Consider the following 24,900-nt stretch of genomic DNA (forward strand, 5'->3'; position numbering starts at 1 on the left):
GCGCACCCGTGTGCGCCCGGACGACCTGCCGCGCAAGGAGAAAGCCCCCGATGTCCGTCGACAGCATTCCGGAGACTCCCACCACACCCGTCGCGGCGCAGCAGTCCCTGAGTACCGCCGCCGCCCGCAACCTCGCCACCACCACCAAGTCCGCCCCGCAGATGCAGGAGATCACCTCCCGCTGGTTGCTGCGGATGCTGCCCTGGGTGGAGGCCAAGGGCGGCGCCTACCGGGTCAACCGCCGGTTGCGCCATACCCTCGGCGACGGACGCATCGAGTTCGTCCAGGAGGGCGCCACGGTCCGGGTGATCCCCCGAGAGCTCGGTGAACTGGCCCTACTGCGCGGTTTCGAGGACACGGACGTGCTCACCTCCCTCGCCGACCGCTGCACGCAGCGCGATTTCACCGCGGGCGAGGTCCTCGTCGAGCGCGGCAGCCCCGCGGACCGGATCCACCTGATCGCCCACGGCCGGCTCATCCAGACCTCCGAGGGCCAGTACGGCGGAGAGAACTCCCTCGCGGTGCTCGCTGACGGCGACCACTTCGGCGAGAACGCCCTGTCGGACTGCGACGCCCGTCACGACTGCACCGTCACCGCCGAGACCTCCGGCACCCTCCTCACCCTCTCCCACGCCGACTTCACCGCCGTCCTGAACCGCGCACCCCGTCTACAGGCCCACGTCGACGCGTTCAGCTCCCGCACGCGGCAGCGGCAGAACAAACACGGCGAGGCAGAGATCGCCCTGTCGGCAGGTCACGTCGGCGAGGCCGAACTGCCGGGCACCTTCGTCGACTACGAGCCGAAGCCTCGCGAGTACGAGCTGTCCGTCGCGCAGACCGTGCTGCGGATCCACACCCGGGTCGCCGACCTCTACAACGGTCCGATGGACCAGAGCGAGGAGCAACTCAGGCTCACCATCGAGGCGTTGCGAGAGCGACAGGAACACGAGCTGATCAACAACCCCGAGTTCGGGCTGCTGAACAACGCGGACTTCAAGCAACGCATCCAGCCTCGTTTCGGCCCGCCGACCCCGGACGACATGGACGATCTGCTCTGCCGTCGGCGCGGCACCAAGATGTTCCTCGCGCACCCCAGGACGATCGCCGCCATCGGACGTGGGTTCAACGCCTGCGGTCTCTACCCCGATCATGTCGACCTCGGCGGGCAGTCCGTCCCCGCCTGGCGCGGGGTACCCATCCTGCCGTGCAACAAGATCCCGATCAGCAAGGAGCAGACCAGCTCCATCATCGCGATGCGCACCGGCGAGAAGAACCAGGGCGTCATCGGTCTGCGGCAGACGGGACTGCTGGACGAGTACGAACCGGGGCTCTCCGTGCGGTTCATGGGCATCAACGAACAGGCGATCATCTCCTACCTCGTCAGCACCTACTACTCCGCCGCGGTGCTGCTGCCCGACGCCCTCGGCGTGATGGAGAACGTGCAGATCGCCCCCAGGCCGCGCTGAAGCCCTGATCCGCCGCAGGCCCACGCCTGACACGTCCGAGCACGACGGACCGCCCACCCCACCGCACCAAGGAGCCGACGATGCCCGACCCCGGGCCCCTCGGATCATCCCCGCCCGAACTGCGGCCGACGCCGCACACGACCGTGCCGGACGCCCCCTCGCCGGTGGTCGCGCACCCTGCGGCCCCGCCGGCGGTCTCCGGCTTTCTGGCAGCACTGCACCCGCCGGTCGCGTTCCCCGGCCCACCGCCTCCGACGCCCGCCACCGCCGTACAGCGCCCGCCGGACACGGCCGCGTCCGGCTCCGCCCTCAAGGGGACCGGCCCCCAGGGGATCGCCCGCCCGGGGATCACCCGCCCGGAGATCGATCTCCAGGGGATCCTGCGCGGACCCACGGGACTGGGCACGACCTCCCTCGCCCTGTCCGTCAGGGACAGACCCCCGCTCCCGGAACCGGTGTCCGCGGCACCCGCTCCGCCCGCCGCGGGGCGAGCCGTCCCCGGTCTCTACCACCATCCCGTCCCGGAGCCCGACCCCTCGCGCGTCGAGGAGGTCAGCCGCCGGATCAAGCGCTGGGCCGAGGACGAGGTGCAGCTCTATCCCGAGGAGTGGGAGGGACAGTTCGACGGTTTCTCCGTCGGCCGCTACATGGTCGCCTGCCACCCCGACGCTCCGACGGTCGACCACCTGATGCTCGCCACGCGCCTGATGGTCGCGGAGAACGCGGTGGACGACTGCTACTGCGAGGACCACGGCGGGTCACCCGTCGGTCTCGGCGGGCGCCTCCTCCTCGCGCACACGGCGCTCGACCATGTCCACACCACCGCGGAGTACGCGTCGGCGTGGCAGGAGTCCCTCCTCTCGGACGCCCCGCGACGGGCGTACCGCAGCGCGATGGGCCACTTCGTCCGCGCGGCCACACCCTCGCAGGCCGACCGCTACCGGCACGACATGGCCCGGCTGCACCTGGGCTACCTCGCCGAGGCCGCGTGGGCGCAGACCGGCCATGTCCCGCAGGTGTGGGAGTACCTGGCGATGCGTCAGTTCAACAACTTCCGTCCGTGCCCCACCATCACCGACACCGTCGGCGACTACGAACTGCCCGCGGATCTCCACGCACGGCCGGACATGCAGCGGGTCATCGCCCTCGCGGGCAACGCGACCACCATCGTCAACGACCTTTACTCGTACACCAAGGAACTCGACAGCCCGGGCCTTCACCTGAACCTGCCGGTGGTGATCGCGCACCACGAACAGCTCTCCGAGCGCGACGCCTACCTGAAGGCCGTCGAAGTCCACAACGACCTCCAGCACGCCTTCGAGGCCGCCGCGGCCGACCTCGCGAAGGCCTGCCCCCTGCCCCCTGTCCTGCGCTTCCTGCGGGGAGTGGCCGCCTGGGTCGACGGCAACCACGACTGGCACCGCACCAACACCTACCGATACAGCCTGCCCGACTTCTGGTAGAGAACGGACCCTTTCTGTGACCACTGAGACGACCTCCACCGCCACCGCGACCGCCACCGCGAAGATCCCGGCTCCGGCGACCGCGTACCAGGAGGACATCGCCCGCTACTGGAACAACGAGGCACGACCGGTCAACCTCCGCCTCGGTGACGTGGACGGGCTCTACCACCACCACTACGGCATCGGGGACGTGGACCACACCGCGCTCGGCGACCCTGCCCACAGCGAATACGAGAAGAAGCTCATCGCGGAACTGCACCGGCTGGAGTCGGCACAAGCGGAGTTCCTCATGGACCACCTCGGCGCCGTCGGTCCCGACGACACCCTCGTCGACGCCGGCTGCGGGCGTGGCGGGTCGATGGTCATGGCGCACCGCCGCTTCGGCTGCAAGGTCGAGGGCGTCACCCTCTCCGCCACCCAGGCCGACTTCGGCAACAGGCGCGCGCGGGAACTGCGGATCGAGGACCACGTCCGCTCCCGCGTGTGCAACATGCTCGACACGCCCTTCGCCAAGGGCAGCATCGCGGCCTCGTGGAACAACGAGTCGACCATGTACGTCGATCTCCATGACCTGTTCGCCGAGCACTCGCGCTTTCTGAAGGTGGGCGGCCGGTACGTCACGATCACCGGCTGCTGGAACCCCCGGTACGGCCAGCCGTCGAAGTGGGTCTCCCAGATCAACGCCCACTTCGAGTGCAACATCCACTCCCGGCGCGAGTATCTGCGCGCCATGGCCGACAACCGGCTCGTGCCGCACACCATCGTCGACCTCACCCCGGACACACTGCCCTACTGGGAGCTGCGGGCCACGTCGTCGCTGGTCACCGGAATCGAGGAGGCGTTCATCGAGTCCTATCGGGACGGCTCCTTCCAGCACGTCCTGATCGCGGCCGACCGCGTGTGAGCCGGCCTCGCGGGGCAGGGGCCGCCCCTGCCCCGCGAGGCGCACCCCTCTCGCGCGACACGGGCTGTCTAGCGTCAGGCCCGTCCGGGTCAGGGGGAGCAGAGCCCCGCCTGCCGTCCGCCGTCGCGCCCGGCCCGGGGCTACTGTCTGTCGAGTGAACGCAGACGACGCGAACCGGCGGTGGACACGGTCCATGCCCGAGGCCTACGAACGCCACCTCGTGCCGGTCCTCTTCCGCCCGTTCGCCGCCGACCTGGCAGCCAGGGCGGCCGCGCTGCGGCCCCGGACGGTGCTGGAGCTCGCCGCAGGGACCGGGGCGTTGACCTCGGCCCTGCTCACCGTGGCGCCCACGGCGTCGGTGGTGGCCAGCGACCTCAACGAAGCGATGGTGGCCGCCGGAGCCGCGCGCGAGCCGCGAGCCGACTGGCACCGTGCGGACGCCCGGGAACTGCCCTTCGAGGACGGCGGCTTCGACCTCGTGGTGTGCCAGTTCGGGGTGATGTTCTTTCCCGACAGACCCGCCGCCTACGCGGAGGTGCGCAGGGTCCTGGCCCCGCGGGGGCGATTCCTGTTCAACAGCTGGGGTCCACTGGCCACCCACGGATTCGGCGCGGCCTTCCAGGACGCCCTGGAAGAGGCCATGCCCGGCAGGGCGCCAGCGTTCCTCGAAGACGTGCCCCACGGTTACACGGATCCGGCCCTGGTCGCCTCCGACCTCGCGGCCGCCGGGCTGACCCTGGGCGCCGCCGACCAGATCACGCTGGACGGCGTCGCGGCCTCGGCCGCCTCCGTGGCCACGGGGTTCCTCACCGGCACACCGATCCGCGCCGCCCTGGAAGCCGGTCCCGACGCACAGTCCATCCGGGCTTCGGTCACGCAGAAGATGACGGACCGATTCGGCGCCGGTCCCGTGACGGCGGCGATGACCGCGACCGTCTACACGGCGCACCACCAGGAATGACGCTCTTCGAACTTCGTCCGGCCGACACGGGCGTCACCGTCGCTTTCCCCGTGGTCGCGACGTCCGTCGGCAGCCGGAGCCGCCCGCACGTGAACGCCGCGCGGCCGGCCCGCCGGCGCTCGTCGCGACGCCCCTGTCAGCCGGTGTTCCGCTCGGCCTTGACCAGCAGGTACTCCCACTCCATCGTCCCGTCCGCGAGATGCCTGGCGGCCAGATCCGTGAGCGCCGCGTCGAGGGCGGCCACCTTGTCGGGATCGTCGGCGATGGCCCGGTACACCGCGAGCGTCGGGCCGTAACAGGACTTGAAGAACTCCCGGAACTCCTCGGCCCGCGCGAATCGGTCGACGCGCAACCCCCGGCGTTGGGCGTCGAAGGCACTCACGCGGTCGCCGAGGAGAGAACGCACGTGCTCCTCGTCGCCCCACAGCGGTGGCGGCTGCGCTCCGGGCGGGGGTGGGGGCGCGTACGGCCGCATGGCGGCGAACATCTGCCCGACGAACCCTTCCGGGGTCCAGTTGACCAGGCCGATGCTGCCGCCCGGCCGGCACACACGGACCAGTTCGTCGGCCGCCTGCTGGTGGTGCGGGGCGAACATGACGCCGACGCAGGAGACCACGGCGTCGAATGCGGCGTCGGCGAAGGGCAGTGCCTCCGCGTCGCCCTCGCGCCAGTCCAGTCGGACGCCGCGCTCGGAGGCGAGCCGCCGTCCGGCCTCCAGCAGTTCCGGTGTCAGGTCCACGGCCACCACGTCGGCTCCCGCGAGAGCGGCCGGGACGGCGGCGTTCCCCGAACCCGCCGCGACGTCGAGCACGCGCCAGCCCGGCTGCACGCCGGTTGCCCGGATGAGCTCCGGCCCCAGATCAGGGATCACGTCCGTGGCGACCAGGGGGTAGTCACCCAGCGCCCACATGGCCCGGTGTCTCGCCTTCAGCGCTTGGTCCGCGCGGATCGCTTCACTCGCCTCGGTCATGACGGATCCCTCCGCTGCCGCACCGTGTGCGTACGGTGCCGGGCGGTGGCCGCCGTCTCGGACCGGCGCGCCCGCGTCTCCCCGCCTCGGCGCCTCTTACGACTGTCTCACGGTTCGACCGCCGGTGCGGGCCTGGTACAGGACACCGGGCGGCCGGCCCTCGTCCTCGGCCGTTCGACTCGTCGGGAGGCAGATCCATGTCGCCCCGAGGCCACTAGGTCGTGTCTTCAATTGATCTTGAGTGGTGGATCATGGTTGGGTGATACGTCGCCATGAACTGTCCGATGGGGAATGGGAGTTCCTCCGTCCGCTGTTGCCCGAGTCCTTGCGTGGGCGGAAGCGGTTGGACGATCGAACCGTGCTCAACGGGATTGTGTGGAAGTTCCGGACAGGCACGGCCTGGCGGGACGTGCCCGAGCGGTACGGCCCCTGGCACACGCTGCACACCCGCTTTCGCCGGTGGGCCCTGGACGGCACCTTCGAGCGGATGCTCCAGGCCGCCCAGACCCGGGCGGACGCGGCGGGAGAGGTCGACTGGCTGGTGTCGGTCGACTCCACCGTCGTACGCGCCCACCAGCATGCCGCCGGGGCCCGAAAAGGGGGCGCCGCAGCCCCGCGCTCGGACGCTCCCGGGGCGGCCTGACCAGCAAGATCCACCTGGCCTGCGACGCCTTTGGGCGTCCGCTCGCCTTCACGCTCACGGGCGGCAACACCAACGACTGCACCCAGTTCACCGCCGTGATGGAAGCGATACGGGTGCCCCGCCTCGGCCCCGGACGGCCCCGCACCCGGCCCGCCCACGTGCTGGGCGACAAGGGCTACAGCTCCCGGGCCATCCGCACCTGGCTGCGACGGCACGGCATCGGACACACCATCCCCGAGCGGGCCGACCAGGTCCGCAACCGGCTCCGACGCGGCAGCCGAGGCGGGCGCCCGCCGGCCTTCGACAAGCAGCTCTACAAGCGGCGCAACGTGGTGGAACGGTGCTTCAACCGCCTGAAGCAGTGGCGCGGTATCGGTGAGGTCGACTCGGGGCGCCCTGCTGGTGTTTCCACCCGTGGGTTTCCCCGAGCCGCCTCCCGAACCCGGCGTGCCCGTCTCCGGGCACCGGGCTCTCCACAAATCCCGTTCCGGGGTGTTCAGTTCCTCATGCCGTAGTGGGCCACGGAGCCGGAATGAGTTTTCCCCGGTATCGGTATCTGGTCGTGCTTACCTTTGCCGGGTTGAACAGTTCCGCTTCCTTTGTGACGGGCCACCAGCCGCCGCCGTAATAGCGTCGACGGAGCTGTTTCCAAGTGATCCCGGGGTGCTTGCGTCGGATCCATCGTGTCACCCTCATCCACGCGTAGTGGCTGAGGTAACAGAAAGCGACGTTCGAAACTCCGGGGCGGAAATACGCGCACCATCCTCGCAACACCGAGTTCAGTCGGTGGAGCAAGGACTCCAGCGACAAGCCGACGTTCTGCCGTCCGGTCAGTTCCTTCACCTTGCCCGTGACGGAACGTACTGATTTCCGTGCCGGGTAGGTGTAGATGTACTGCCGATCAGTGCCAAGTTTCCGGTGACGCTGGATGCGCCATCCGAGAAAATCAAGGCCCTCGTCAATGTGCGTGATCTTTGTCTTCTCCACCGACAGGCGAAGGCCCATTGGCTTCAATGCCTCTGCGACCTCGTCGCGTAGTTCCTCGGCATGATCTCGGCGCCCGAAGACGAGTACGAGGAAGTCGTCCGCATACCGGACCAGCCGGTAGTTGGGCAATCCTCGGCGCCGTCTCCTGCGCCGATCCTCGGAGGTGCCATCTGGGCCTCCGAGGCCCTGGGCGATGTGCTCGTCCAGGACCGAGAGTGCGATGTTGGCCAGCAGCGGCGACAGGATCCCGCCCTGCGGGGTCCCGGTGCGTGTGTCCGTGAAGGCTCCGTCACGGGACAGGATCCCAGACTTCAAGAACGCCTTCACCAAGGACAACACCCGTTTGTCCCCGATTCGATTCCGCACCCGCTCCATGAGGGCCGGGTGCGCGATCTCGTCGAAGCACGCCGTGATGTCGCCCTCCACCACCCACTCGTATCCGTGGCTGGCGAGGTAGCGAGTCTCGGCGATCGCATCGTGAGCTCGGCGGTTCGGGCGGAACCCATAGGAACACGGGAGGAAATCCGCTTCGAATACCGGCTCCAGCACCAGTTTCAAGGACGCCTGGACCACTCGGTCCGCCACGGTCGGAATCCCGAGACGACGAAGCTTGCCGTTCGCCTTGGGAATCATCCGCTCGCGGACAGGAACCGGATGGAAGCTGCGGTCTCTGAGCTGGGTCCGCAGCTTGTCGAGAAACGCCTCGACTCCCTGCCCGGCTTCGATGGAGCGGGCGGTCTTCCCGTCTACTCCGGCCGTGCGGGCACCCTTGTTTCCCCGGACACGGTCCCACGCCACCAACAGGAAGGCAGGGTCGGCCACGAGGTTGAACAGGTCGTCGAACCTGCGATGAGAATCATCGGCAGCCCAACGGTGCAGCTTGGTCTGGATCTCCAGTACCCGGCGTTCGGCCTTCATCAAGGCCCATTCCAGCTCGTCGGTATTCACCGGCGACAGCCTCCTGGCATTCCAGTTTCCTTACTGCTGACTTGCTGGCCCCCTTCCCCATGTGACCGGCTTTCCCGGCCTCGGAGTACTACGAAGCCTCCGTCCTGCCCGACGGCCATCAGCCGGCGATGGGCCTGCTCCCGATCGAACTGGATGTCCGATATGAGGGCGACCGCGGACAGTTCCCACGTTCACCACGAAATCGATCGACAGGTGAGGTGCCCAGCTCTACCCCGGCAGCATCGCCACGCTTACGCCGCAGACTTTCGGCGTGGCCTCCCCACCGATGAGTAGAGTCGGCTTCGGAGTCGACCACCGACGAGCGCTGGTGGTCGTGCACTGCGTCCGGCCCAGATCCGCCAGGTTCGAGCCGGTGTCGTAATTACGGGGCGTCAGGCACTGATTTCTCGCGTGCACCTTCCTGTCTCGCTAGCCGGACCCGGGTCGTCTGGCAGTACCAACCCGTCCCGGCGTTGTCGGGGCTGCTTACCGCTCGGCTCGGCATCCCCCGAACCGAACTGCCCCCAGCTTCAACCGGATTGCTACGACAACCCGGTGGTGAAGGTCTCTCACCTCACTCGATTCCATGGCGCCTCGTGGCGCACCTACCCGCTACGACAAGACCGCCGAGTCCTACCAGGCAGCCGTCACCCTCGCATCGCTCCTGATGTGGGCGTGACATTTGAAGACAACTCCTAGCCGGGCCTGGCCGCCCGGGTAGGTTCAGCGCACGTAGGAGTCACAGAGGGTAGCCGCGCCCGAGGGGGCGGGAACCTGGTGGGCCCAGCCGCACACGGTGCTCAGGTCGTAGGTCGGCGACGGCCGGGCGGTAGGCGGCCGCGTCGACCTGTGGCCGGGCGGCTTCGGGGCGGGGCCGGGACGGCGGGTGCGCGGTGTCACGGGCCGGGTCGGCGCGGACCGCACGGCTCTGTGCGGCTGCCGGGGCTGCGGCGGGCGGCGGGAGCGCTCGCGCCGGGTGGCGCCCGAGGAGCGCCGCTGTACGGCATGGCGCTCCGCGTGCCGCTTCGCCGTCTTCTGGACGGGGGTGGTGTCGACGAGGGCGGTGCGAGTGGAGGCCTGGGTCGCCGGGGGCGGCGGGGACGGCGTGCGTGCGGCGACCGTGTCCCCGCGCGGAACGGGCGGCGGGGCGCCGGCAGGGACGGAGACGCAACCTCCGGCGAGCAGGACACTGGCCAACACGACGGCGAGGGAGAGCGGGCGGCGCATGCCATCAGGATGGCGGCGACGGGCGCGGCTGTGGGGCGGTCCCGCTGACGATCACCGGCACGGGTGACACACCGCGGTCCGCGCACAGTCGGGACGTCCGGGCGTTCGCCACGACATGGGTGCGGGCACACCCCCGCCCGGTTCGGTTAGCCTGTTCGCCGATCTCTGCCGGTTCTCCCACCACGTCGCTTCCCGCATCCCTGACCTGCGTGAACGCCCGTGTCCGCATCATCGATACGCCCGTCCGGGCGAGGCACGTGTCGATCCGTCACGTTGCGGAGGTGACACAGCGTCGGTTGTCTCGGCAGTGGTGCGCGCCTCGGGCACCGTGCAACAGACGCCGCTTCGCTGGAGGGGTTCTTGTGATCAATACACGTGTGGGCATCGGCATCGGCCTGATGGCCGGCTTCCTGGCTCTTCAGGTTCCGGTCGCCGCTGCTGCCGGCGACTCAGCTCTCGACATCCGTATCCGGCAGACCGCCCACGGCTCCACGGTCACCGTCAGCACCACCGCGTGTGGGGCCGACGTGACCTACGGAAAGGGCGAGTCCGAGACGGCAGGGGCGTTCCACCTCTTCGAAGGCGAGAGCAAGGGCGTTCTCACCGGTGAGTTCACGGTGCCGGACACTGCTTCACCCGGCACCGACACCGTCACCGTCAAGTGCCCGCCACGGACCAGGATCACGGACTCGTACCAGCTCCCGACGCGCCGGCCCGACGGCGCCGTCGAGGCCGGTTTCGGAGACGCCGGGCAGGAAGTCCCGCAACTCGCTGTGGGCGCGGCGCTGGTCGCCGCGGCCGCCGCCGGAGCGCTGGTGAGGAGGCGTCACCGCTCGAACGTGAACGGCGACTGACCGCCCGGTGTCCACGGGCTCACCCACCCCGGCGGCTGTCCGGAGCCCCCTCGTCCGCGGAGCCGCCGGGAGCCGGAGCCCATGACCACCCTCGCCCCCTCGTCACTCGTCACTCGCCCCCCTCTTCCCCGCTGCGAGCAGAGGACTCACCGCGATGACTCCCAGGCGCTCCGCCGGCTCCCCCTCTCCCTCGTGCATCCCTTCGGCCAGGCTTTTGGCCTGGACACTCGTGCTGGGGGCTTTGCTGGTGGCCGGGGCGGTGCACGACGAGCAGCCGCCCCAGCCGTCAGCGGGTCAGGCGTTCTCACCCCGGCCCGGGGCCACAGTCCCCCGCACCGCCGCTTCGACGGCCCCCGCCGTCGCCCCGGCGGGCCCCGCCGTCGCCCCGCTCCCGCCCTCGGAACCGCTCTGGCTCCGGATCCCCGCCATCAACGTGAACACCCCTGTCACCAAGCTGCACCTGGACGCATCGGGAGCGCTCGAACCTCCGCCCGCCGACCGTCCCCACCGCGCCGGCTGGTACAGCGAGGGCACGGCACCGGGATCCTCCGGGACAGCCGTCACCGCGGGCCACGTGGACCTGCCCACCGGCGCCCCGGGCGTGTTCTACCTGCTCGGCGCCCTGGCCAAGGGCGACACCATCGAGATCACCCGGGCAGACCAGCGCACAGCCGTGTTCACCGTCGACGCCCTCGAGGTCTACGACAAGAAGCGCTTCCCGAGCGAGAAGGTGTACGGCAGCTCCGCGCGGGCCGAACTGCGGGTCATCACCTGCGGTGGCGGCTACTCCGAGCACACCGGCTACCAGGGCAACCTCGTGGTCTACGCGACCCTCACCGCGGTGCGGTGAGGTCGGCGCTCGCCGCCTGAACGCGTCGTCTGAACGCCGTCCGAACGACCTGCCGCTGCTCGCCACGGTCAGCGCACTGCGAACGGCGCCGTGAGCGGCACCGGCCCGACCGCCGCCGGGGCGATGATTTCGTAGCCCAGCGCGCCTCCGGCCGGCCCTGGCCCTCCTTCGTCGCGGCGCCTGCCTCCCGGAGCGCTCGCAGACTGTCCATGCGTCTGCCGGACGTCGGGCGCAGGCGCCCGGCCTCCGCGCTCGGCTCGTCGGGCCGTCCCGCTTCGGCGTGCCCGGGTGCGGTGAGCTTCGCGCCGGCGGGAATGGACGCGGCCCTCGGGCGGTTTGCCAGGATGGCCGGACCACGCTGACGCACGTCCGTCCAGGTCACGGAGGGGGCCTGTGTCGAGTTCGCGCTGGACCGCCCGCAGAAGCGCGGTGAGTGTGAAAGCGACCGCTCGGCGGCCCGCCGCGGACTTCGACCAAAGCCTTGTCCACACAGGAGGATGTTTCATGACTGACCGGCCCTTGACGCTCATGGCCGTGCACGCCCACCCCGACGACGAGGCCACCGGGACCGGGGGTGTACTGGCGCGATACGCGGCGGAGGGTATGCGAACGGTCCTCGTGACGTGTACCGACGGCGGTTGCGGTGACGGACCGGGGGGTGTCAAACCGGGCGACCCCGGGCACGATCCGGCGGCCGTCGCCTTGATGCGGCGCAGGGAACTCGAGGCGAGCTGCGAAGTCCTGAAGATCAGTCACCTGGAGACCCTGGACTACGCCGATTCCGGGATGATGGGCTGGCCGACCAATGACGCCCCCGGCTCGTTCTGGCAGACACCCGTGGAGGAAGGCGCCGCCCGGCTCGCGGAACTCCTGCGGCGCTACCAGCCCGATGTGGTCGTCACCTACGACGAGAACGGCTTCTACGGTCACCCCGACCACATCCAGGCCAACCGCATCACGATGGCGGCGCTGGCGATGGCCGAACCGACACCGAAGGTGTACTGGACGACCGCGCCCCGTTCGATGATGCAGCGGTTCGGGGAGACCATGCGCGAGTTCGGGGTGGAAGGGCAGGAGGAGCCGGATCCCGCGGAGACCGCGGCGATGGCCGAGATCGGGCTCCCCGACGAGGAGATCACCACCTGGGTGGACACCTCCGCGTTCGGCGGCCAGAAGTTCGATGCGCTGGCCGCACACGCCAGCCAGGGCGAGAACATCTTCTTCCTCAGGATGGGCAAGGAGAGGTTCACCGAGTTGATGGGCGTCGAGACCTTCGTGCGTGTCCAGGACACCACCGGCGCGGCGACTCCCGAGAGTGACCTCTTCGCCGGACTGCGCTGATCCACCCGCCCACCGGCCGGCAGCCGTCCGCCGGCCGGAAGAGGTCGGCGACCACACAGGCCCGGTCGACCCTGTCGACGGGGGTCGTGCAACCCGGGTTCGCCGGCTTGTCGTCGGGCCTCCCGGGGGTTCTCGCGGTACAGGTGGCGACCATGGGGCTGCTCACTCGGCCAGGTGGAGAACGGCCTGTACGGCGGGGACATGCCCGGGGGGGGTGGGCAGGGGGAGCAGGCGGCCCGGTCTCCGCCGGTCAGGGCTCGGGGCGGGCGTCGACGAGTTCGGGCTCCAGCCCCTCGGTCACCTCGGTGCGGCCCCGGCCGGCGTCGGCGCGCCAGGCCTCGAAGGCCCAGGCGGTGAGGGCGACGACGGCCAGACCCAGCAGCCAGCCGCCCACGACGTCGCTGAACCAGTGCACGCCGAGCGCGACGCGGGTGAAGCCGACGCCCAGCACGGACGCCACCGCGACGCACCAGCACAAAGGCCTCCAGGCCCGCGGCACCAGGGGCAACAGGACCAGCAGCAGGACGGCGAACGACGTGGTGGCCGTCATCGCGTGGCCCGACGGGAAGGAGAATCCCGGCGCGTGTGCCACCGGATCCTCGAGGGACGGCCGGGCTCGCTCGACGACCGTCTTGACGAGGAGTCCGATCAGTCCGCCTGCCACTGCCGTCACGGCGGACCAGGCGGCCAGCCGCCAGGCCCTGCGGTACAGCAGCCAGACGGTCAGCAGCGCGACAACCGTCCGCAGCACTGCGGGGTCCCACACCCGGTCGGAGAGGAAGCGCAGGGTGCTGGTCCACGCCGGATGCGTCACAGCCGTGTGGTGCAGTCGCTCGGCGGCGCCCATGTCCACCCGGCGCAACGGGCCCCAGCGGCCCTCGACGAGGACCAGCAGCAGCGCGAAGGGCACCGCGGCGACGGCGGCGACGAGGGCCGCCCCGAGGAGTCGGACGCCGAATCTGCGGTCGGCCGCCCGGCGACGACGGTCTCGAAGGTGCAGGACCGCGGCTCGCACAGCCATTCAGACTCCAGGATCGGGTTCGACGGGATCGGACCGCAGGGCCCGCGCGGCCTCCAGCTGCGCGGCGAACGCCAGCCCGAGAAAGAGGGCGATGGAGGTCAGATAGGCCCACAACAGCAGGGACATGAAGGCGCTGAGCGGGCCGTAGACCGTGTCGAAGGAGCCGCTGATCCCGAGGTACAGGCTCAGCAGCCAGGTGAGCGTCGTCCACAGCACCAGGTACACGGCCGCGCCGAACGCCAGCCAGGTGTACCCGGGCTGTCTGCGGCGGGGTGCCCGGCGGAAGATCACGCTGGCCGAGATCAGCGCGAGCAGCAGTCCGAAGGGCCAGCGCAGTATCTGCCAGGCGGTCAGGGCGCCTCCGTCGAGCCGGTAGACGGTCACCGCCGCGGAGGCGAGGTCGCCGCCGGCCACCATGACGACGAACCCGAGTCCGAGGGGCAGTCCGGCGGAGACGGACATCACCAGACCGCGCAGGTACTTCTGCCGGAAGGGCCGGTCGCGCTCGTTGCCGTAGATACGGTTGGCTCCGCGCTCGATCTGGCACATCGCCGTGGTGGTGTTGACCAGCGAGAAGACCAGACCGAACCACAGCGCGATCTGCGCACCGTCGCCCGCCGTGCGACGGCTGCGGCTCAGCGCGTCGTCGACCACCTCGACGCTGGGTCCCTCGGCGATCCGGTGGATCGTCAGCTCGGCGATCCGGCCGATGTTCTCGGTGTGCAGCGTCGTGGAGAGCCCGACGAACGCGATGGCCAGCGGGATCACCGACAGAACGGTCTGCAGGGCGAGCGCGCGGGAATGGGTGAAGCCGTCGGCGTACCGGAAACGCACGAAGGAGTCACGCAGCAGGGCCCAGCGGCCGTAACGGCGCAACGCGGCCAGTGCCTCGTCGGCGGACAGTTCGTCGCCCCGCATGTCGCGGGTCTCGGGAACCTTGGTCGCGGTACCCACGTCACTCACCTCCCGCGGGCAGCAGCACGGTCAGCGCCCCCGGCCTGACCTCGGCGGTGAGCCGTCGGCCTCGCGTCACGGGATCACCGTCGAGCTCTCGGGACTGCACGGAGTCGAACGCCAGCTCGGCCCGTCGGAAGGTGAAGAATTCCACCGGGACGCCGTTGCGGTCGCCGTCCTCCGTCGAAGGGGTGTCGGCGGCCGACGGCCGGACCCCCTTCGCGCCGCCGCGCACCAGCGTGGCCAGCGCGCGCGTCCAGCCGCCGATGCCGCGCGGGTCGAGGAGCAGCAGGTCGAGCAGGCCGTCGTCGGGGCGGGCGGCGGGCAGGAGTGTCGTCCCGCCCTGCACGGTGCCGACGTTGCCGATGAGCACCATGCGGGCCGTGCGGCGCAGGGCGGGGGCGTCGTCGAGCCGGACGGTCAGGCGCATCCGCGGTGTGCGCAGTGTGCCGATACCGGCCAGTACGTAGGCGGGCCAGCCCAGGACGGACTTGGCACGATCGTTGGTGTGCTCCATGATCGCCGCGTCCAGACCCGCTCCGGACATGGCGGCGAAGTGGGTGGCGGGGAGGGCGTCGCCCTCGATGCGGCCGAGGTCGAGGCGGTGCGGCGTGCCGCGCAGTGCGGCATCGAGCGCGTCGGTGGGAGACAGGGGCAGTCCGAGGTTGCGGGCCAGCAGATTGCCGGTGCCGCAGGGCACGACGGCCAGCGGTACCCCGCTGCCGGCCAGTGCGTCCGCCGCCGCGCGCAGGGTGCCGTCGCCGCCGCAGACCACGACCAGTCCCGCGCCGTCCCGGAGTGCGCCCGCCGTCTGACCGGTGCCCGGGTCCTCGGCCGTGGTCTCGATGAACACCGGTGCGCGGTAGCCGTGTCTGTCCAGGATGCCGCGCAGCGCCTCGCGATCGGCTGCACCGGTCACCGTGGGGTTGATGATCACCGCGGCGCGGCCTTCGCCCGATGCACCCGTGCGCGTTGCCGTGCCCGTGCGCGTACTCGCCGAGGACGGCGCCGGGCTCACGTCGGCCGCGGCGGTCACGGTGGCGTCGGTGAGCAGGGCGCGGCCGACGATCAGCAGGGACAGGCTGCCGTTGACCAGCCCGCCCATGACGTCGGTGGGGTGGTGCATGCCCCGGTAGAGGCGGGCGAGGGCGACGACCGCCGGGACGACCAGCAGCAGACCGCCGACGATCCGCCGCCACGGCCCGCGGAGCCGGGACAGCGCGAGTACCGCGAGTCCGCCGTAGACCGCGGTGGCCGCGCCGGTGTGGCCCGAGGTGTAGCTGGAGGTGGGCGGAGAGGCGTCGAGGCGGTGCACTTCGGGACGATGGCGGTCCACCGCCTCGGTGATGACCAGGAAGACCAGCGACTGAAGGGACACGGCGACGGCGAGGAAGGCCGCCTGACGCCACATCGGCAGCCGGGGTATCAGGATCAGACCCGCGCAGGCCAGGACGGTGACGGCGATCACCGTGAGGGTGTTGCCGGCCTCCGATCCGAAGAACGACAGGGTGGTGAGGGTTCCGGTCCGGGCGTTTTCCAAGCCCTCGTCGACGTCGTCCTCGACCGTCATCGGCCACAGTCCGCGAGCCGGGCCGGTGATCAGCAGTCCGCATCCCACCATGACCGCGCCCTGGCAGATCGTCAGTGCCCCTATGCGCGCGGCGGCCCGGCCGGTTCCTCGAGGCAGCGCGAACGAGCGGCCGACCCGGTCGGTCCCTGGTCTGCGGCCAGGAAACTCGGCCGGTCTTTCCGGTGCGGCGGTCGGCATCAGGTCTCCCACGGGTAGGCACGGCACGGCGTGTCGACCCGAGGCGTGCAGGCCGACGCACCGCCGTGTGCCCCCGAAAGCGCCGCGCAGACCTGACCCCGGCGAACAACTCGGCCTACGTGAACGCCTGCTCCCTGCGTGCCGCCGCAGGCCGGTCGTCCGTCTGACCGAGGGACACCTACCCCCCATAGATCCGATGTATCCGCTCCCCTGCACTGTCGGGTTCTTGTCTGTCGTGGGCAACACCCCGGGAAAGCACACTATCTTCGCCCTCCTTTCGTCGCGACTCTTACCCACACCTAGACGCGACCACCGCCATGCCTCTATAAATCCATCCGATGTCTCTCGTTCCGGGGCGGCGGAAAGACCGCGCCCCGGTCGGCAGTCCGCTCCCCCACGCCCTCCCCCCGACACACGGAGCCGCACCCCATGTCCTCGTCCTCAGCCCGCCTCAGCAGACGCTCTCTGATGAAGGCCGCCGCCCTCGCCGGAGGTCTCGCGGCCTTCGGTCTGCCGCAGGGCCTGTGGCCCACCGCGGCCCAGGCGTACACCGTCCCCTCGAAGATGGACTGGTGGTATCAGGCCAGGTTCGGCATGTTCATCCACTTCGGGTCCTACTCCCACCTCGGCCAGGGCGAGTGGGCGTTCGACAGCCAGCAGTGGAGCAAGGCGAACTACCAGACCCAGGTCACCCAGAACTTCGACCCGACCCGGTTCGACGCCACCGCCATCGCCGAGCTGGCCGAGAACGCCGGCATGAAATACCTCGTGATCACCGCCAAGCACCACGAGGGCTTCGCGATGTGGGACTCCGACGTGGCCGGCTTCACCGACACCACGGGCACCAAGCGGTACAACCTGCACGACTACCACGGCGTCCAGACCGACCCGCTCATGGAACTCAAGGCGGCGTGCGAAAGCCGTGGCATCAAGTTCTGCCTGTACTACTCGATACTCGACTGGAACCACCCTTCGCAGACCGACCGTCACGAGGGCGGTCTCACCACGATGTCCTCGCAGGCCGCCCGCACCGCCTACATCGCCGACCTGAAGGCGCAGCTTCAGGAACTCCTGGACCGCTACGACCCGGCTCTGCTGTGGTTCGACGGCGACTGGTTCGACGAGCCGTCCAGCCCCACCCTCGAAGACTGGTGGGTGACGTCGGACGGCGTCGACCTCTACAACTGGCTGATCGCCCGCAAGCCCGGCCTCATCGTCAACGAACGGGTCAAGCGGGACCGCGGTCTCGGCGACTACGCGGTCGCGGAGTTCGGGATACCCGGCGCTCCGATGAGCCGACCGTGGGAGCGGTGCGCCACCATGAACGGCGCCTGGGGCTACAACGCGTCGCGTGAGAACTCGTACCGATCCGTCACGGACATCGTGCAGGAGCTCGTCACGGTCGTCTCCCGGGACGGCAATCTCCTGCTGAACATCGGCCCCAAGGGCGACGGCTCGGTCACCACGGGGACCCAGACCGTCCTGAACGGCCTGGCCTCGTGGATGTCGACGTACGGCGACAGCATTCACGGCACCAGCGGCAGCCCGTCGGTCACCGAGCCCGCATGGGGCAGGCTCACCAAGAAGAGCGGCAAGCTGTTCGCCCATGTCTTCACCTGGCCCACGGACGGCAAGCTCCGGATCCCCGCGATCGACAACACGATCAACCGCGTCTACCTGATGAACGATCCGTCGGTCTCGCTGCCGTACACCGCCACCGACCAGATCAGCGTCACCGTGCCGGCCGCCGCGCCGGACGCGAGGGTCTCCGTGGTGTGCGTCGAGGTCCAGGGCATGCCCGTGAGCCCCTCCGCACCGGCGGTGTTCCAGCACGTCGACTACCAGGGCACTCGCGCCGACCTGCCGCTGGGCAGCTACACCTCCTCCCAGCTCTCCGCCGCCGGTCTGGGGCCCGCCATGGCGTCCTCCCTCCGGGTGCCCGCCGGGTTCCGGGTGACGGGCTACTCCGGTGACAACTTCACCGGCACCGCCTGGACGTTCACCTCGGACACCCCCGACCTCCGGGTGACCGGCAACAACGACGCCATCGCCTCCGTGAAGGTGACGTTCGCCCCCGCCACGTACTTCCGCCTGACCAACGTCACGAACAACCTGGTCCTGGACAGCGGCGGCAACGTCGCCGCCGGCTCCAACCTGAAACAGTGGGAGGCGGTGAACTCCACCAATCTCCAGTGGCAGGCCGTCGAACTCGGCAACGGCTACTACAGGCTCGTCAACCGCACCAACGGCATGGTCGCCGACGGCTGGGGCTCCACCGCCGACGGCGACCCCGCGCGGCAGAAGGCCTGGGACGGCGGCGACGCCCAGCAGTGGCAGATCACCCACCGCGGCCAGGGCCGGTACTCGATCGCCAACCGCCGTACAGGACTGGTCCTCGACGGCGGCGGGCACGTCACCTCGGGGGCCGTGACCAAACAGTGGACGTGGCAGCAGAGCACCAACCTGCTGTGGACGATCAAACCGGTCGGCTGACCGGCGCCCCGTCGTCGGCACGCCCCCGGTCCTGACGGGCGGGCCCTGAAATCCGCAGGTCGGCTCGGGGGATGCGGGCGTTCCCCCGAGCCCAGCCGCGCAGCCGGCGGTCCGCCGGCTGCGCGGCCGTGAGGTCCCGGTAACCCGCGTGTCCCTGGCCTGATATGTGCGGTGCCGGGCCGTCCCGCCGCTCGAACAAAACCCACCAGTAACCCACCTGAGCGGCCTGCCGAGCCGTTGTGCGCATCGACCGCGCGGCGGCCGACGGGTCCGCGTCGAAGCTGCTCTTCGAAGGGGGGAGCAGACCGCGACAAAAGGCCACGTAGGGCCTGGACGGGCACGTCGAGTAGGCGGGGAATGGCCGCCATTCCGGTCCCCGCGAGGGCCGGAAGCCACCTACGGCCGATCGCCGATCGCGAGGCCTCCCTCCCCTCTTCGCCCGACGACAGCAGTCAAAAGGAAACATAATTCAACGCACGCTTCTTGACAGGGCTTCAGACACCCGTTGTCATTGAGCCGCCAGACGGCAGACACACACCTCCTCCCGTCAGCCGGTCTCGGACCCGATGCAGCCCTACCGGGCTTCAGCCGTACCAGGCCCTTACCCGCCCAGGTCGCCCGCGCCCGGCTCCCCCTCCCCGCTTCGGTCACGCACGCCGCACCGCCGCGCCGCGTCCGAACGGACACGAGTCCGGGACCTCGAAGATGAGGTGAAAGAAGCATGTCCCGAGGAACGTCTTCCGGCCGTGGCCGTGGCCGCAGAGCAGGGCGCGCCGCCGTCGCCCTCCTGCTGAGCCTGCTGGCAGCCGCCGCCGCACTCCTCATGCCCGCCTCGGCCGCCCAGGCCGCGAGCACCGTGACGTTCACGACCGGTGCGTCACGGACCGACACCAGCGGCAACGCCCTGCAGCTGCACGGCATGGGCATCATCAAGGTCGGTGACACCTGGTACGGCTTCGGTGAGAACAAGTCGGGCGAGACCTCGTCCAACACGGCCTTCCAGGCCATCGCCTGCTACAGCTCGACCGACCTGGCCAACTGGACGTACCGGGGCGACGCGTTGTCCCTGCAGGCCAGTGGTGACCTCGGCCCCTCCCGGGTGGTCGAGCGGCCGAAGGTGATCTACAACGCCACCACCCAGAAGTACGTGATGTACGTGCACATCGACAGCCCCGACTACTCCGAGGCCAAGGTCGGCGTCGCCACCAGCAGCACGCCGTGCGGTCCCTACGACTACCGGGGCAGCTCCCGCCCGCTCGGCCAACTGAGCCGTGACATAGGCCTGTTCCAGGACACCGACGGCACCGCCTACCTGATGTCGGAGGACCGCAACAACGGCCTCCGCATCGACCTGCTCTCCAGCGACTACCTCACCCCGGTCAGCACGGTCGCCATCCTGGGCAGCGGTGGCGGCGCCAACAGTTTCGAGTCGCCCGCGATGGTCAAGGCCAACGGTGTCTACTACCTGCTGGCCTCGCACCTGACGGGCTGGAGCCTGAACGACAACGTCTACTCGACCGCCACCTCCGTCAGCGGCACATGGTCGGCGATGAGGAACTTCGCCGCCCCGGGCACCAAGACGTACGGCAGCCAGACCGCCAACATCATCACGGTGGCCGGCGCCTCCGGCACGACGTACATCTACGCCGGTGACCGCTGGAACCCCTCCGACCTCGGCGCGTCCCAGCTCATCTGGCTGCCGCTGACCATCAGCGGTACGACGGTGAACCTCGGCCAGTACCCGACCTGGTCGCTGGATGTCCAGGCAGGCACCTGGACGCCCAACAGCGGCGTACCGACAGCGGCGGCCCACACCCTGACGAACTCCGCCGACTCCCTGCTGCTCGACGTCGCCGGCGGGTCCGCCGCCTCCAACGCCAACATCGTCCAGGCGACCGGTACCGGCGGGGCGAGCCAGCGATGGACGCTCACCAAGGTCTCCTCGAACATCTACACGCTCAAGAACGTCAACAGCGGGCTGTGCCTGGACGTCCCCAGCAAGTCGACCGCCGAGAACCGCCAGCTCATCCAGTGGGCCTGCAACGGCGGCACCAACCAGCAGTTCTTCTTCGACCTGGTCGGCAGTTACACCGGCAGCGTCTACATGCTGGTGGCCGTGCACAGCGGACTGAACATCGGTGTGCTGAACAACGCGACGACGACCGGAGCGGCAGTCGTCCAACTGACGGGCACGGGCGCGACGAGCCAGAAGTGGACCGTCGGCTGACACCCTTGCGGCGAGGGCGACGAGGCGGGAGGCCACCGCACGCGGTGTGATCTACGCCACAAATACGGTCTCGCGCGCGTACATCCGCCGATCGCGAGCATGCGCGTCCTACAGCTCGGAACAAGGCCCTCCCCCCGGCCACCGAGCTCCGTCGTCCCCACGCCCACCCCCCCAGGGCAGTGGGGACGACGCATGCCCGCCGGAGGTGTGTTCCGAAAGCGTTGTCCGCCCTGCGGGCAGACGAGGCCGCTTTCGGAACACGCCCCGGAAATCAGCCGCTCTTGCGACGGAACGAGCGCTGGCTGGCAGCCGGACCGTGCGTGCCGTGCACCTTCGACGTGTCACTGTTCGCGGCTACGTCGGCGGCGTCCGCCTGCAACCCTCGCTTGCGCGCCAGGGCTTCTCGAAACTTGCGCTTCAAGTCGTCCTGGCCGTCGTCGTCGGGCGCGGGGGCGCCCTCCTCGCCGTCGACGGGCTCCGCGCTTTCGGACGGTGAAGACTCTCCAGCCATGGTGACCTCCTGGGACCGGGCAGTGGAAAGCACAGCTTGTCATGCCGGGCGCCGCTCGCGGCTCCGCGTCCTGCAACGTCGACGACGAGGCGCGCGGCTGCCGGGCCGGCCCGTAGGCCACGGCGTCCCCTCCCCCCGCTCACCGTCCCGTCGCGCCGCGCTTCCCACGGCGACGGACCACGTCCTCGCGCACCGTGCGCCAGCGGGCGCGCGCCTGTTCCCGCACGTCCTCCCACTGGCGGCGGACCTCGTGCTCGGAGGGGCGCAGCCCCTGGCGGATACGCGCGAGCTCCTCGCTCACCTCACGTCCGAGCACCGCCGAGGCGACGATGACGAGCATGGCGGCGAACAGCGCCGAGAGCATGGCGAAGACGGCGCCGACCACGCCGTAGCGGTCGGCGTAGGAGTTGAACAGCCGCGGCAGGTAGAGGGTCGCGCCCCAGGAGTACACGCCGACCAGCACCGCGCCGGTGATCCCGAACGGGATCAGCTCGACGCCCGGGATCCGTTTCGCCGACAGGATCCAGCCGCTCCACACCAGGAACACCGCGCTCACCGCCGCCCCGCACACCGTCGCCGGCAGCCCTCCCGCCCATCCGCCGAGCACCGCGGAGATCCATCCGCCGACCAGGGCGTAGCCGCCGAGAGAGAAGATCCAATACAGCCCGTTGCGTGAGTTGCGCACGCTCAACGGCGAGAGCCCCCAGGTCTGTTCGACCAGCCGTTGCGCAGCACGCGCGAAACTCAGCACCGAGATCGTCAGGAACAGCACACCGAGCACGCCGGTGCCGGCGTCCGCTTTCTGCGCCGGCGAGAACAGATACGTCACGGCCTCCGCGCCGGCCCCGGCCAGGTCGTACCGCTGGATGATCCACTGTGCCGCGTCGACCTGGACCATGTCGCCCAGCACGGCCCCGGCCAGGAGCGTGAGCGGGACCAGCGCGGTGAACGCGCTCGAAGCCAGCGCCATCGAACGGTCGAACCCGATGACTGCCTGGAACCGGCCGACGACGCGCAGGGCGAAAGCGGGCCGGAGACAGAAGGTCAACGTCCTCAACAGACGCTCACGACGGAGCACTGCCCTTGCGCCCTCCTTGCCCGACGGCCCCCTCACACGGCGTGAGCGTAACCGCCGGTGTCCCCTCGCCCGGGAACGCCGCACAGACCACTCCCCCGACCAGCCCCGCGACAGCGCAGCACACCCGAGCCGGCGCCCCCCTCGCCGCGCGCCACCCCACGCGGTGTCGGTGCCGTGCGGATGCGCCTACGCCTGGCGGTGACCGGCGGAAGCAGCGGAGGCGGCGGGAGACCTGACGTGAGAGCACATTCCTGCCGCGCCCGCCCTGGGGATGCGCAGCCGGTGCATCAGGTCGCGCGTGAGCCGGGTGTCGAGCGTGGTGCGCCACGTCAGTTCGGGATACCGGGCGCGCAGATGCGACACCGCCCTCGTACCCAGCCCGCAGGCACGGAACGGTTCGTCGAGGACGACCTCGGTGATCACGCCGTCCGCGCACTCGCCGCACACCCGGTACGTCACCTGCCCGACCACCTTGCGGACGTGCACCAGCAGCAGGCACTCCTCGTCCGGACCCTGAGGAGACGCCGCGGGCATCAGCCGAACGGCGCGATAGGCCAGAAACCTGCGGCGCCACCGGCCCTCTCGCCTGCCGGGGCGCCGATGCCTGCCCCCGCCGCGCTGCGGCGAGGACTGCGCCCCGGGTCCACGACCGGCGTACGCGCCGCTCCCCACATACGTGTCATCTCCGTGCATGCCGACGCGAGTGCCCCGCACCACCGTTCTCATGACACCGACTGCGGCAACAGTCACCCTGCGCGGGTCGGGAAGTGCCTCGCCGGATGCGACCGCGGGGTGCGGGGCGCGCGGTGCGGGGCCTGCGGTGCGGGGCGTGCGGTGCGGGGCTGCGTGAAGGTGCGTGCCGTGGAGGCTACTTCAGGCCGATCCGCGCGCAGTCCGCCTTGTACTCGGCGGTGCAGATCTCCTTGACGGTGTATACGCCGTCTCGGACGACCGTGTCCTCGATGTTGTCCTTCGTGACGGCGACCACCGGCACCAGGCTCGCCGGAATCCCCTCCTGGGTGGGGCTGTCGACCTTGTCGCGGGTCAGCGCGTCGAACTCGAGTGAACGCCCCTGCACTTTGGCCACCGCCATCTTCGCGGCTTGTTCCGCCTCCAGCAGGAACGGCTTGTACACGGTCATGTACTGCTCGCCCGAGATGATCCGTTGCACGGCGGCCAGGTCCGCGTCCTGCCCGGTCACCGGCGGGAGGTTGGTGGCGCCCGCTTCCTTCATCGCGTCGATGACGGCCCCCGCCATGCCGTCGTTCGCCGAGTAGACGGCGGCGATGCCGTTCAGTCCGACCGCTCGTATCGCCTTCTTCATGTTGGCCTTCGCCACGCTGGGCAGCCATCGCGAGGTGGAGTAGGTCTCGGCGATGACGACGTTGCCCTTGAGCTCGTTGAGCGCGCCCTCCTTGAACAGGGCGGTGTTGGGGTCCTCCGGCGAGCCGTTCATCATGATGATCTTGCTGGTGGCCGCCTTGTCGCCGAGCGCCTCCCGGAGCGAGCGGCCCTGCACCTCGCCGACGAGTTCGTTGTCGTGCGAGACGTAGGCGTCGATCGGTCCCTGGGCGAGCCGGTCGTAGGCGATGACGGGGATGCCGGCCTCCTTGGCCTTCTCGACGCCGCTCTTGATGCCCCGGGCGTCCACCGCGTCCACGAGGATCACGTCCACCTTGGCGGCGATCATGCCCTTGAGCTGCTTCAGCTGCACGGCCGGGTCCGCCCCGGCGTTGGCGTACTTCACTGTGCCCTTGCCGCCGGTGAGGTGGGCGACGTCCTTCTTGATGAGCGGGTAGTCGAACTTCTCGAAGCGGCTGGTCTCGGTGTCGGGCAGGAGAAGGCCGACCGTGATGTCGTCGTTCCTGGACGGGGCCTTCGCGTCGTCGCCCACGGAGTCGACGAGGCCGCAGGCGGCCAGCGAGAGGGGAGAGACACAGGCGACGACGGCTATGGCGAGACGACGTGCGGGAGCGGAGGTGCGGGTGGTGCGGGTGGTCACGGCGTGCGCCTTCCGGGGCGATGGGGGGCGGGGAACCGTCCCCGTGCGGGCACCGCGCCGGCCAGGCCCGGAGGGGCGCACCGGCGGTGTGGGGCGGCCGGCGCATTCCGGAACTGTGGCGACGGTGCGGGCACTCTAGCGGCCCGGGAGCACGGCAGGGTGGCGTTGCGGGCCTGCCGGACGGCCATGAACGCGACCTTCACCAACCGGTCACGGAACCCGAACACCGTCG

The 24,900-nt window shown here is 70.1% G+C and carries 19 protein-coding genes and 1 pseudogene; 10 read left to right on the forward strand and 10 right to left on the reverse strand.

Annotated features, from left to right (window positions below; genetic code table 11):
* Positions 1-50 precede the first annotated feature (50 nt).
* The 4 genes from QF032_RS01340 to QF032_RS01355 all read left to right on the forward strand — a co-directional run bounded on the left by QF032_RS01340 (position 51) and on the right by QF032_RS01355 (position 4,794).
* Entirely contained in the window at positions 51-1,466 is a 1,416-nt protein-coding gene (locus QF032_RS01340) for a family 2B encapsulin nanocompartment shell protein (protein ID WP_307039233.1), read from the forward strand.
* An 80-nt stretch (positions 1,467-1,546) separates the two neighbouring features.
* Positions 1,547-2,929: a family 2 encapsulin nanocompartment cargo protein terpene cyclase gene (locus QF032_RS01345; RefSeq protein ID WP_307054501.1), complete on the forward strand. Its 1,383-nt coding sequence runs from the start codon at positions 1,547-1,549 to the stop codon at positions 2,927-2,929.
* Between the two features lie 16 nt (positions 2,930-2,945).
* Complete coding sequence (locus QF032_RS01350) at positions 2,946-3,833, forward strand: geranyl diphosphate 2-C-methyltransferase (RefSeq protein WP_307054503.1); 888 nt, start codon at positions 2,946-2,948, stop codon at positions 3,831-3,833.
* Positions 3,834-4,026: 193 nt separating this feature from the next.
* Positions 4,027-4,794, forward strand: a complete 768-nt coding sequence (locus tag QF032_RS01355) for a class I SAM-dependent methyltransferase (protein ID WP_307049851.1) — start codon at positions 4,027-4,029, stop codon at positions 4,792-4,794.
* Between the two features lie 136 nt (positions 4,795-4,930).
* Here QF032_RS01355 and QF032_RS01360 read toward each other — a convergent pair whose 3' ends face one another.
* Positions 4,931-5,764, reverse strand: a complete 834-nt coding sequence (locus tag QF032_RS01360; RefSeq protein WP_307039239.1) for a class I SAM-dependent methyltransferase — start codon at positions 5,762-5,764, stop codon at positions 4,931-4,933.
* A 259-nt stretch (positions 5,765-6,023) separates the two neighbouring features.
* Here QF032_RS01360 and QF032_RS01365 point away from each other — a divergent pair.
* Positions 6,024-6,781 (forward strand): annotated as a pseudogene (locus QF032_RS01365) (IS5 family transposase); the annotation flags it as partial.
* A gap of 130 nt (positions 6,782-6,911) precedes the next feature.
* Here the strand turns inward: QF032_RS01365 and ltrA are convergent.
* Together ltrA and QF032_RS01375 are read right to left on the reverse strand one after the other, a co-directional pair.
* Positions 6,912-8,342 carry a group II intron reverse transcriptase/maturase gene (ltrA, locus tag QF032_RS01370; protein WP_307054263.1) on the reverse strand — a complete coding sequence of 477 codons (1,431 nt, stop codon included), beginning with the start codon at positions 8,340-8,342 and terminating at the stop codon, positions 6,912-6,914.
* Between the two features lie 723 nt (positions 8,343-9,065).
* The gene (locus tag QF032_RS01375; protein ID WP_307039241.1) at positions 9,066-9,569 is read right to left on the reverse strand and encodes a hypothetical protein; all 504 of its coding nucleotides are present in this window, start codon (positions 9,567-9,569) and stop codon (positions 9,066-9,068) included.
* A 362-nt stretch (positions 9,570-9,931) separates the two neighbouring features.
* Between QF032_RS01375 and QF032_RS01380 the strand changes: the two genes are divergently transcribed.
* The 3 genes from QF032_RS01380 to QF032_RS01390 all read left to right on the forward strand — a co-directional run bounded on the left by QF032_RS01380 (position 9,932) and on the right by QF032_RS01390 (position 12,614).
* Positions 9,932-10,423 carry a sortase gene (locus QF032_RS01380; protein ID WP_307039243.1) on the forward strand — a complete coding sequence of 164 codons (492 nt, stop codon included), beginning with the start codon at positions 9,932-9,934 and terminating at the stop codon, positions 10,421-10,423.
* A 214-nt stretch (positions 10,424-10,637) separates the two neighbouring features.
* A complete protein-coding gene (locus QF032_RS01385) occupies positions 10,638-11,273 on the forward strand; it encodes a class F sortase (protein ID WP_307054505.1) in 636 nt (211 codons plus the stop codon).
* A 504-nt stretch (positions 11,274-11,777) separates the two neighbouring features.
* A complete protein-coding gene (locus QF032_RS01390) occupies positions 11,778-12,614 on the forward strand; it encodes a PIG-L family deacetylase (protein ID WP_306945845.1) in 837 nt (278 codons plus the stop codon).
* Between the two features lie 250 nt (positions 12,615-12,864).
* Here the strand turns inward: QF032_RS01390 and QF032_RS01395 are convergent, their stop codons facing one another.
* The 3 genes from QF032_RS01395 to QF032_RS01405 are packed head-to-tail and all read right to left on the reverse strand — an operon-like array spanning position 12,865 to position 16,357.
* Positions 12,865-13,635: a phosphatase PAP2 family protein gene (locus tag QF032_RS01395; RefSeq protein WP_307039247.1), complete on the reverse strand. Its 771-nt coding sequence runs from the start codon at positions 13,633-13,635 to the stop codon at positions 12,865-12,867.
* Positions 13,636-14,589 (reverse strand): YihY/virulence factor BrkB family protein, encoded by a 954-nt coding sequence (locus tag QF032_RS01400; RefSeq protein WP_307039249.1) that lies wholly within the window; start codon positions 14,587-14,589, stop codon positions 13,636-13,638. It lies immediately after the preceding gene.
* A gap of 1 nt (position 14,590) precedes the next feature.
* Positions 14,591-16,357: a diacylglycerol kinase family protein gene (locus tag QF032_RS01405; RefSeq protein WP_307054508.1), complete on the reverse strand. Its 1,767-nt coding sequence runs from the start codon at positions 16,355-16,357 to the stop codon at positions 14,591-14,593.
* Between the two features lie 429 nt (positions 16,358-16,786).
* Here QF032_RS01405 and QF032_RS01410 point away from each other — a divergent pair, with 429 nt between their 5' ends.
* Together QF032_RS01410 and QF032_RS01415 are read left to right on the forward strand one after the other, a co-directional pair.
* Complete coding sequence (locus QF032_RS01410; RefSeq protein ID WP_307054510.1) at positions 16,787-18,850, forward strand: alpha-L-fucosidase; 2,064 nt, start codon at positions 16,787-16,789, stop codon at positions 18,848-18,850.
* Positions 18,851-19,571: 721 nt separating this feature from the next.
* Positions 19,572-21,077, forward strand: coding sequence for an RICIN domain-containing protein (locus tag QF032_RS01415; RefSeq protein ID WP_307039255.1), 1,506 nt, complete (start codon positions 19,572-19,574; stop codon positions 21,075-21,077).
* 271 nt (positions 21,078-21,348) lie between these two features.
* On the opposite strand, the gene QF032_RS01420 is transcribed toward QF032_RS01415, so the two are convergent.
* The 4 genes from QF032_RS01420 to QF032_RS01435 all read right to left on the reverse strand — a co-directional run bounded on the left by QF032_RS01420 (position 21,349) and on the right by QF032_RS01435 (position 24,668).
* Complete coding sequence (locus QF032_RS01420) at positions 21,349-21,588, reverse strand: DUF5302 domain-containing protein (protein WP_306945856.1); 240 nt, start codon at positions 21,586-21,588, stop codon at positions 21,349-21,351.
* A 139-nt stretch (positions 21,589-21,727) separates the two neighbouring features.
* Entirely contained in the window at positions 21,728-22,636 is a 909-nt protein-coding gene (locus tag QF032_RS01425) for a hypothetical protein (protein ID WP_307054512.1), read from the reverse strand.
* Positions 22,637-22,852: 216 nt separating this feature from the next.
* A complete protein-coding gene (locus QF032_RS01430) occupies positions 22,853-23,200 on the reverse strand; it encodes an N-acetyltransferase (RefSeq protein WP_307054513.1) in 348 nt (115 codons plus the stop codon).
* A 334-nt stretch (positions 23,201-23,534) separates the two neighbouring features.
* Positions 23,535-24,668 (reverse strand): sugar ABC transporter substrate-binding protein, encoded by a 1,134-nt coding sequence (locus QF032_RS01435; protein ID WP_307054515.1) that lies wholly within the window; start codon positions 24,666-24,668, stop codon positions 23,535-23,537.
* Positions 24,669-24,900 lie beyond the last annotated feature (232 nt).

It is taken from the genome of Streptomyces achromogenes (assembly GCF_030816715.1).
Classification (GTDB): domain Bacteria; phylum Actinomycetota; class Actinomycetes; order Streptomycetales; family Streptomycetaceae; genus Streptomyces; species Streptomyces achromogenes_A.

Coding starts and splice junctions, on each gene's coding strand:
- QF032_RS01340 (WP_307039233.1), top strand. CDS start 51: ATGTCCGTCGACAGCATTCCGGAGACTCCCACCACACCCGTCGCGGCG.
- QF032_RS01345 (WP_307054501.1), top strand. CDS start 1,547: ATGCCCGACCCCGGGCCCCTCGGATCATCCCCGCCCGAACTGCGGCCG.
- QF032_RS01355 (WP_307049851.1), top strand. CDS start 4,027: ATGCCCGAGGCCTACGAACGCCACCTCGTGCCGGTCCTCTTCCGCCCG.
- QF032_RS01360 (WP_307039239.1), bottom strand. CDS start 5,764: ATGACCGAGGCGAGTGAAGCGATCCGCGCGGACCAAGCGCTGAAGGCG.
- QF032_RS01375 (WP_307039241.1), bottom strand. CDS start 9,569: ATGCGCCGCCCGCTCTCCCTCGCCGTCGTGTTGGCCAGTGTCCTGCTC.
- QF032_RS01390 (WP_306945845.1), top strand. CDS start 11,778: ATGACTGACCGGCCCTTGACGCTCATGGCCGTGCACGCCCACCCCGAC.
- QF032_RS01395 (WP_307039247.1), bottom strand. CDS start 13,635: ATGGCTGTGCGAGCCGCGGTCCTGCACCTTCGAGACCGTCGTCGCCGG.
- QF032_RS01405 (WP_307054508.1), bottom strand. CDS start 16,357: ATGCCGACCGCCGCACCGGAAAGACCGGCCGAGTTTCCTGGCCGCAGA.
- QF032_RS01410 (WP_307054510.1), top strand. CDS start 16,787: ATGTCCTCGTCCTCAGCCCGCCTCAGCAGACGCTCTCTGATGAAGGCC.
- QF032_RS01415 (WP_307039255.1), top strand. CDS start 19,572: ATGTCCCGAGGAACGTCTTCCGGCCGTGGCCGTGGCCGCAGAGCAGGG.
- QF032_RS01420 (WP_306945856.1), bottom strand. CDS start 21,588: ATGGCTGGAGAGTCTTCACCGTCCGAAAGCGCGGAGCCCGTCGACGGC.
- QF032_RS01430 (WP_307054513.1), bottom strand. CDS start 23,200: ATGCCCGCGGCGTCTCCTCAGGGTCCGGACGAGGAGTGCCTGCTGCTG.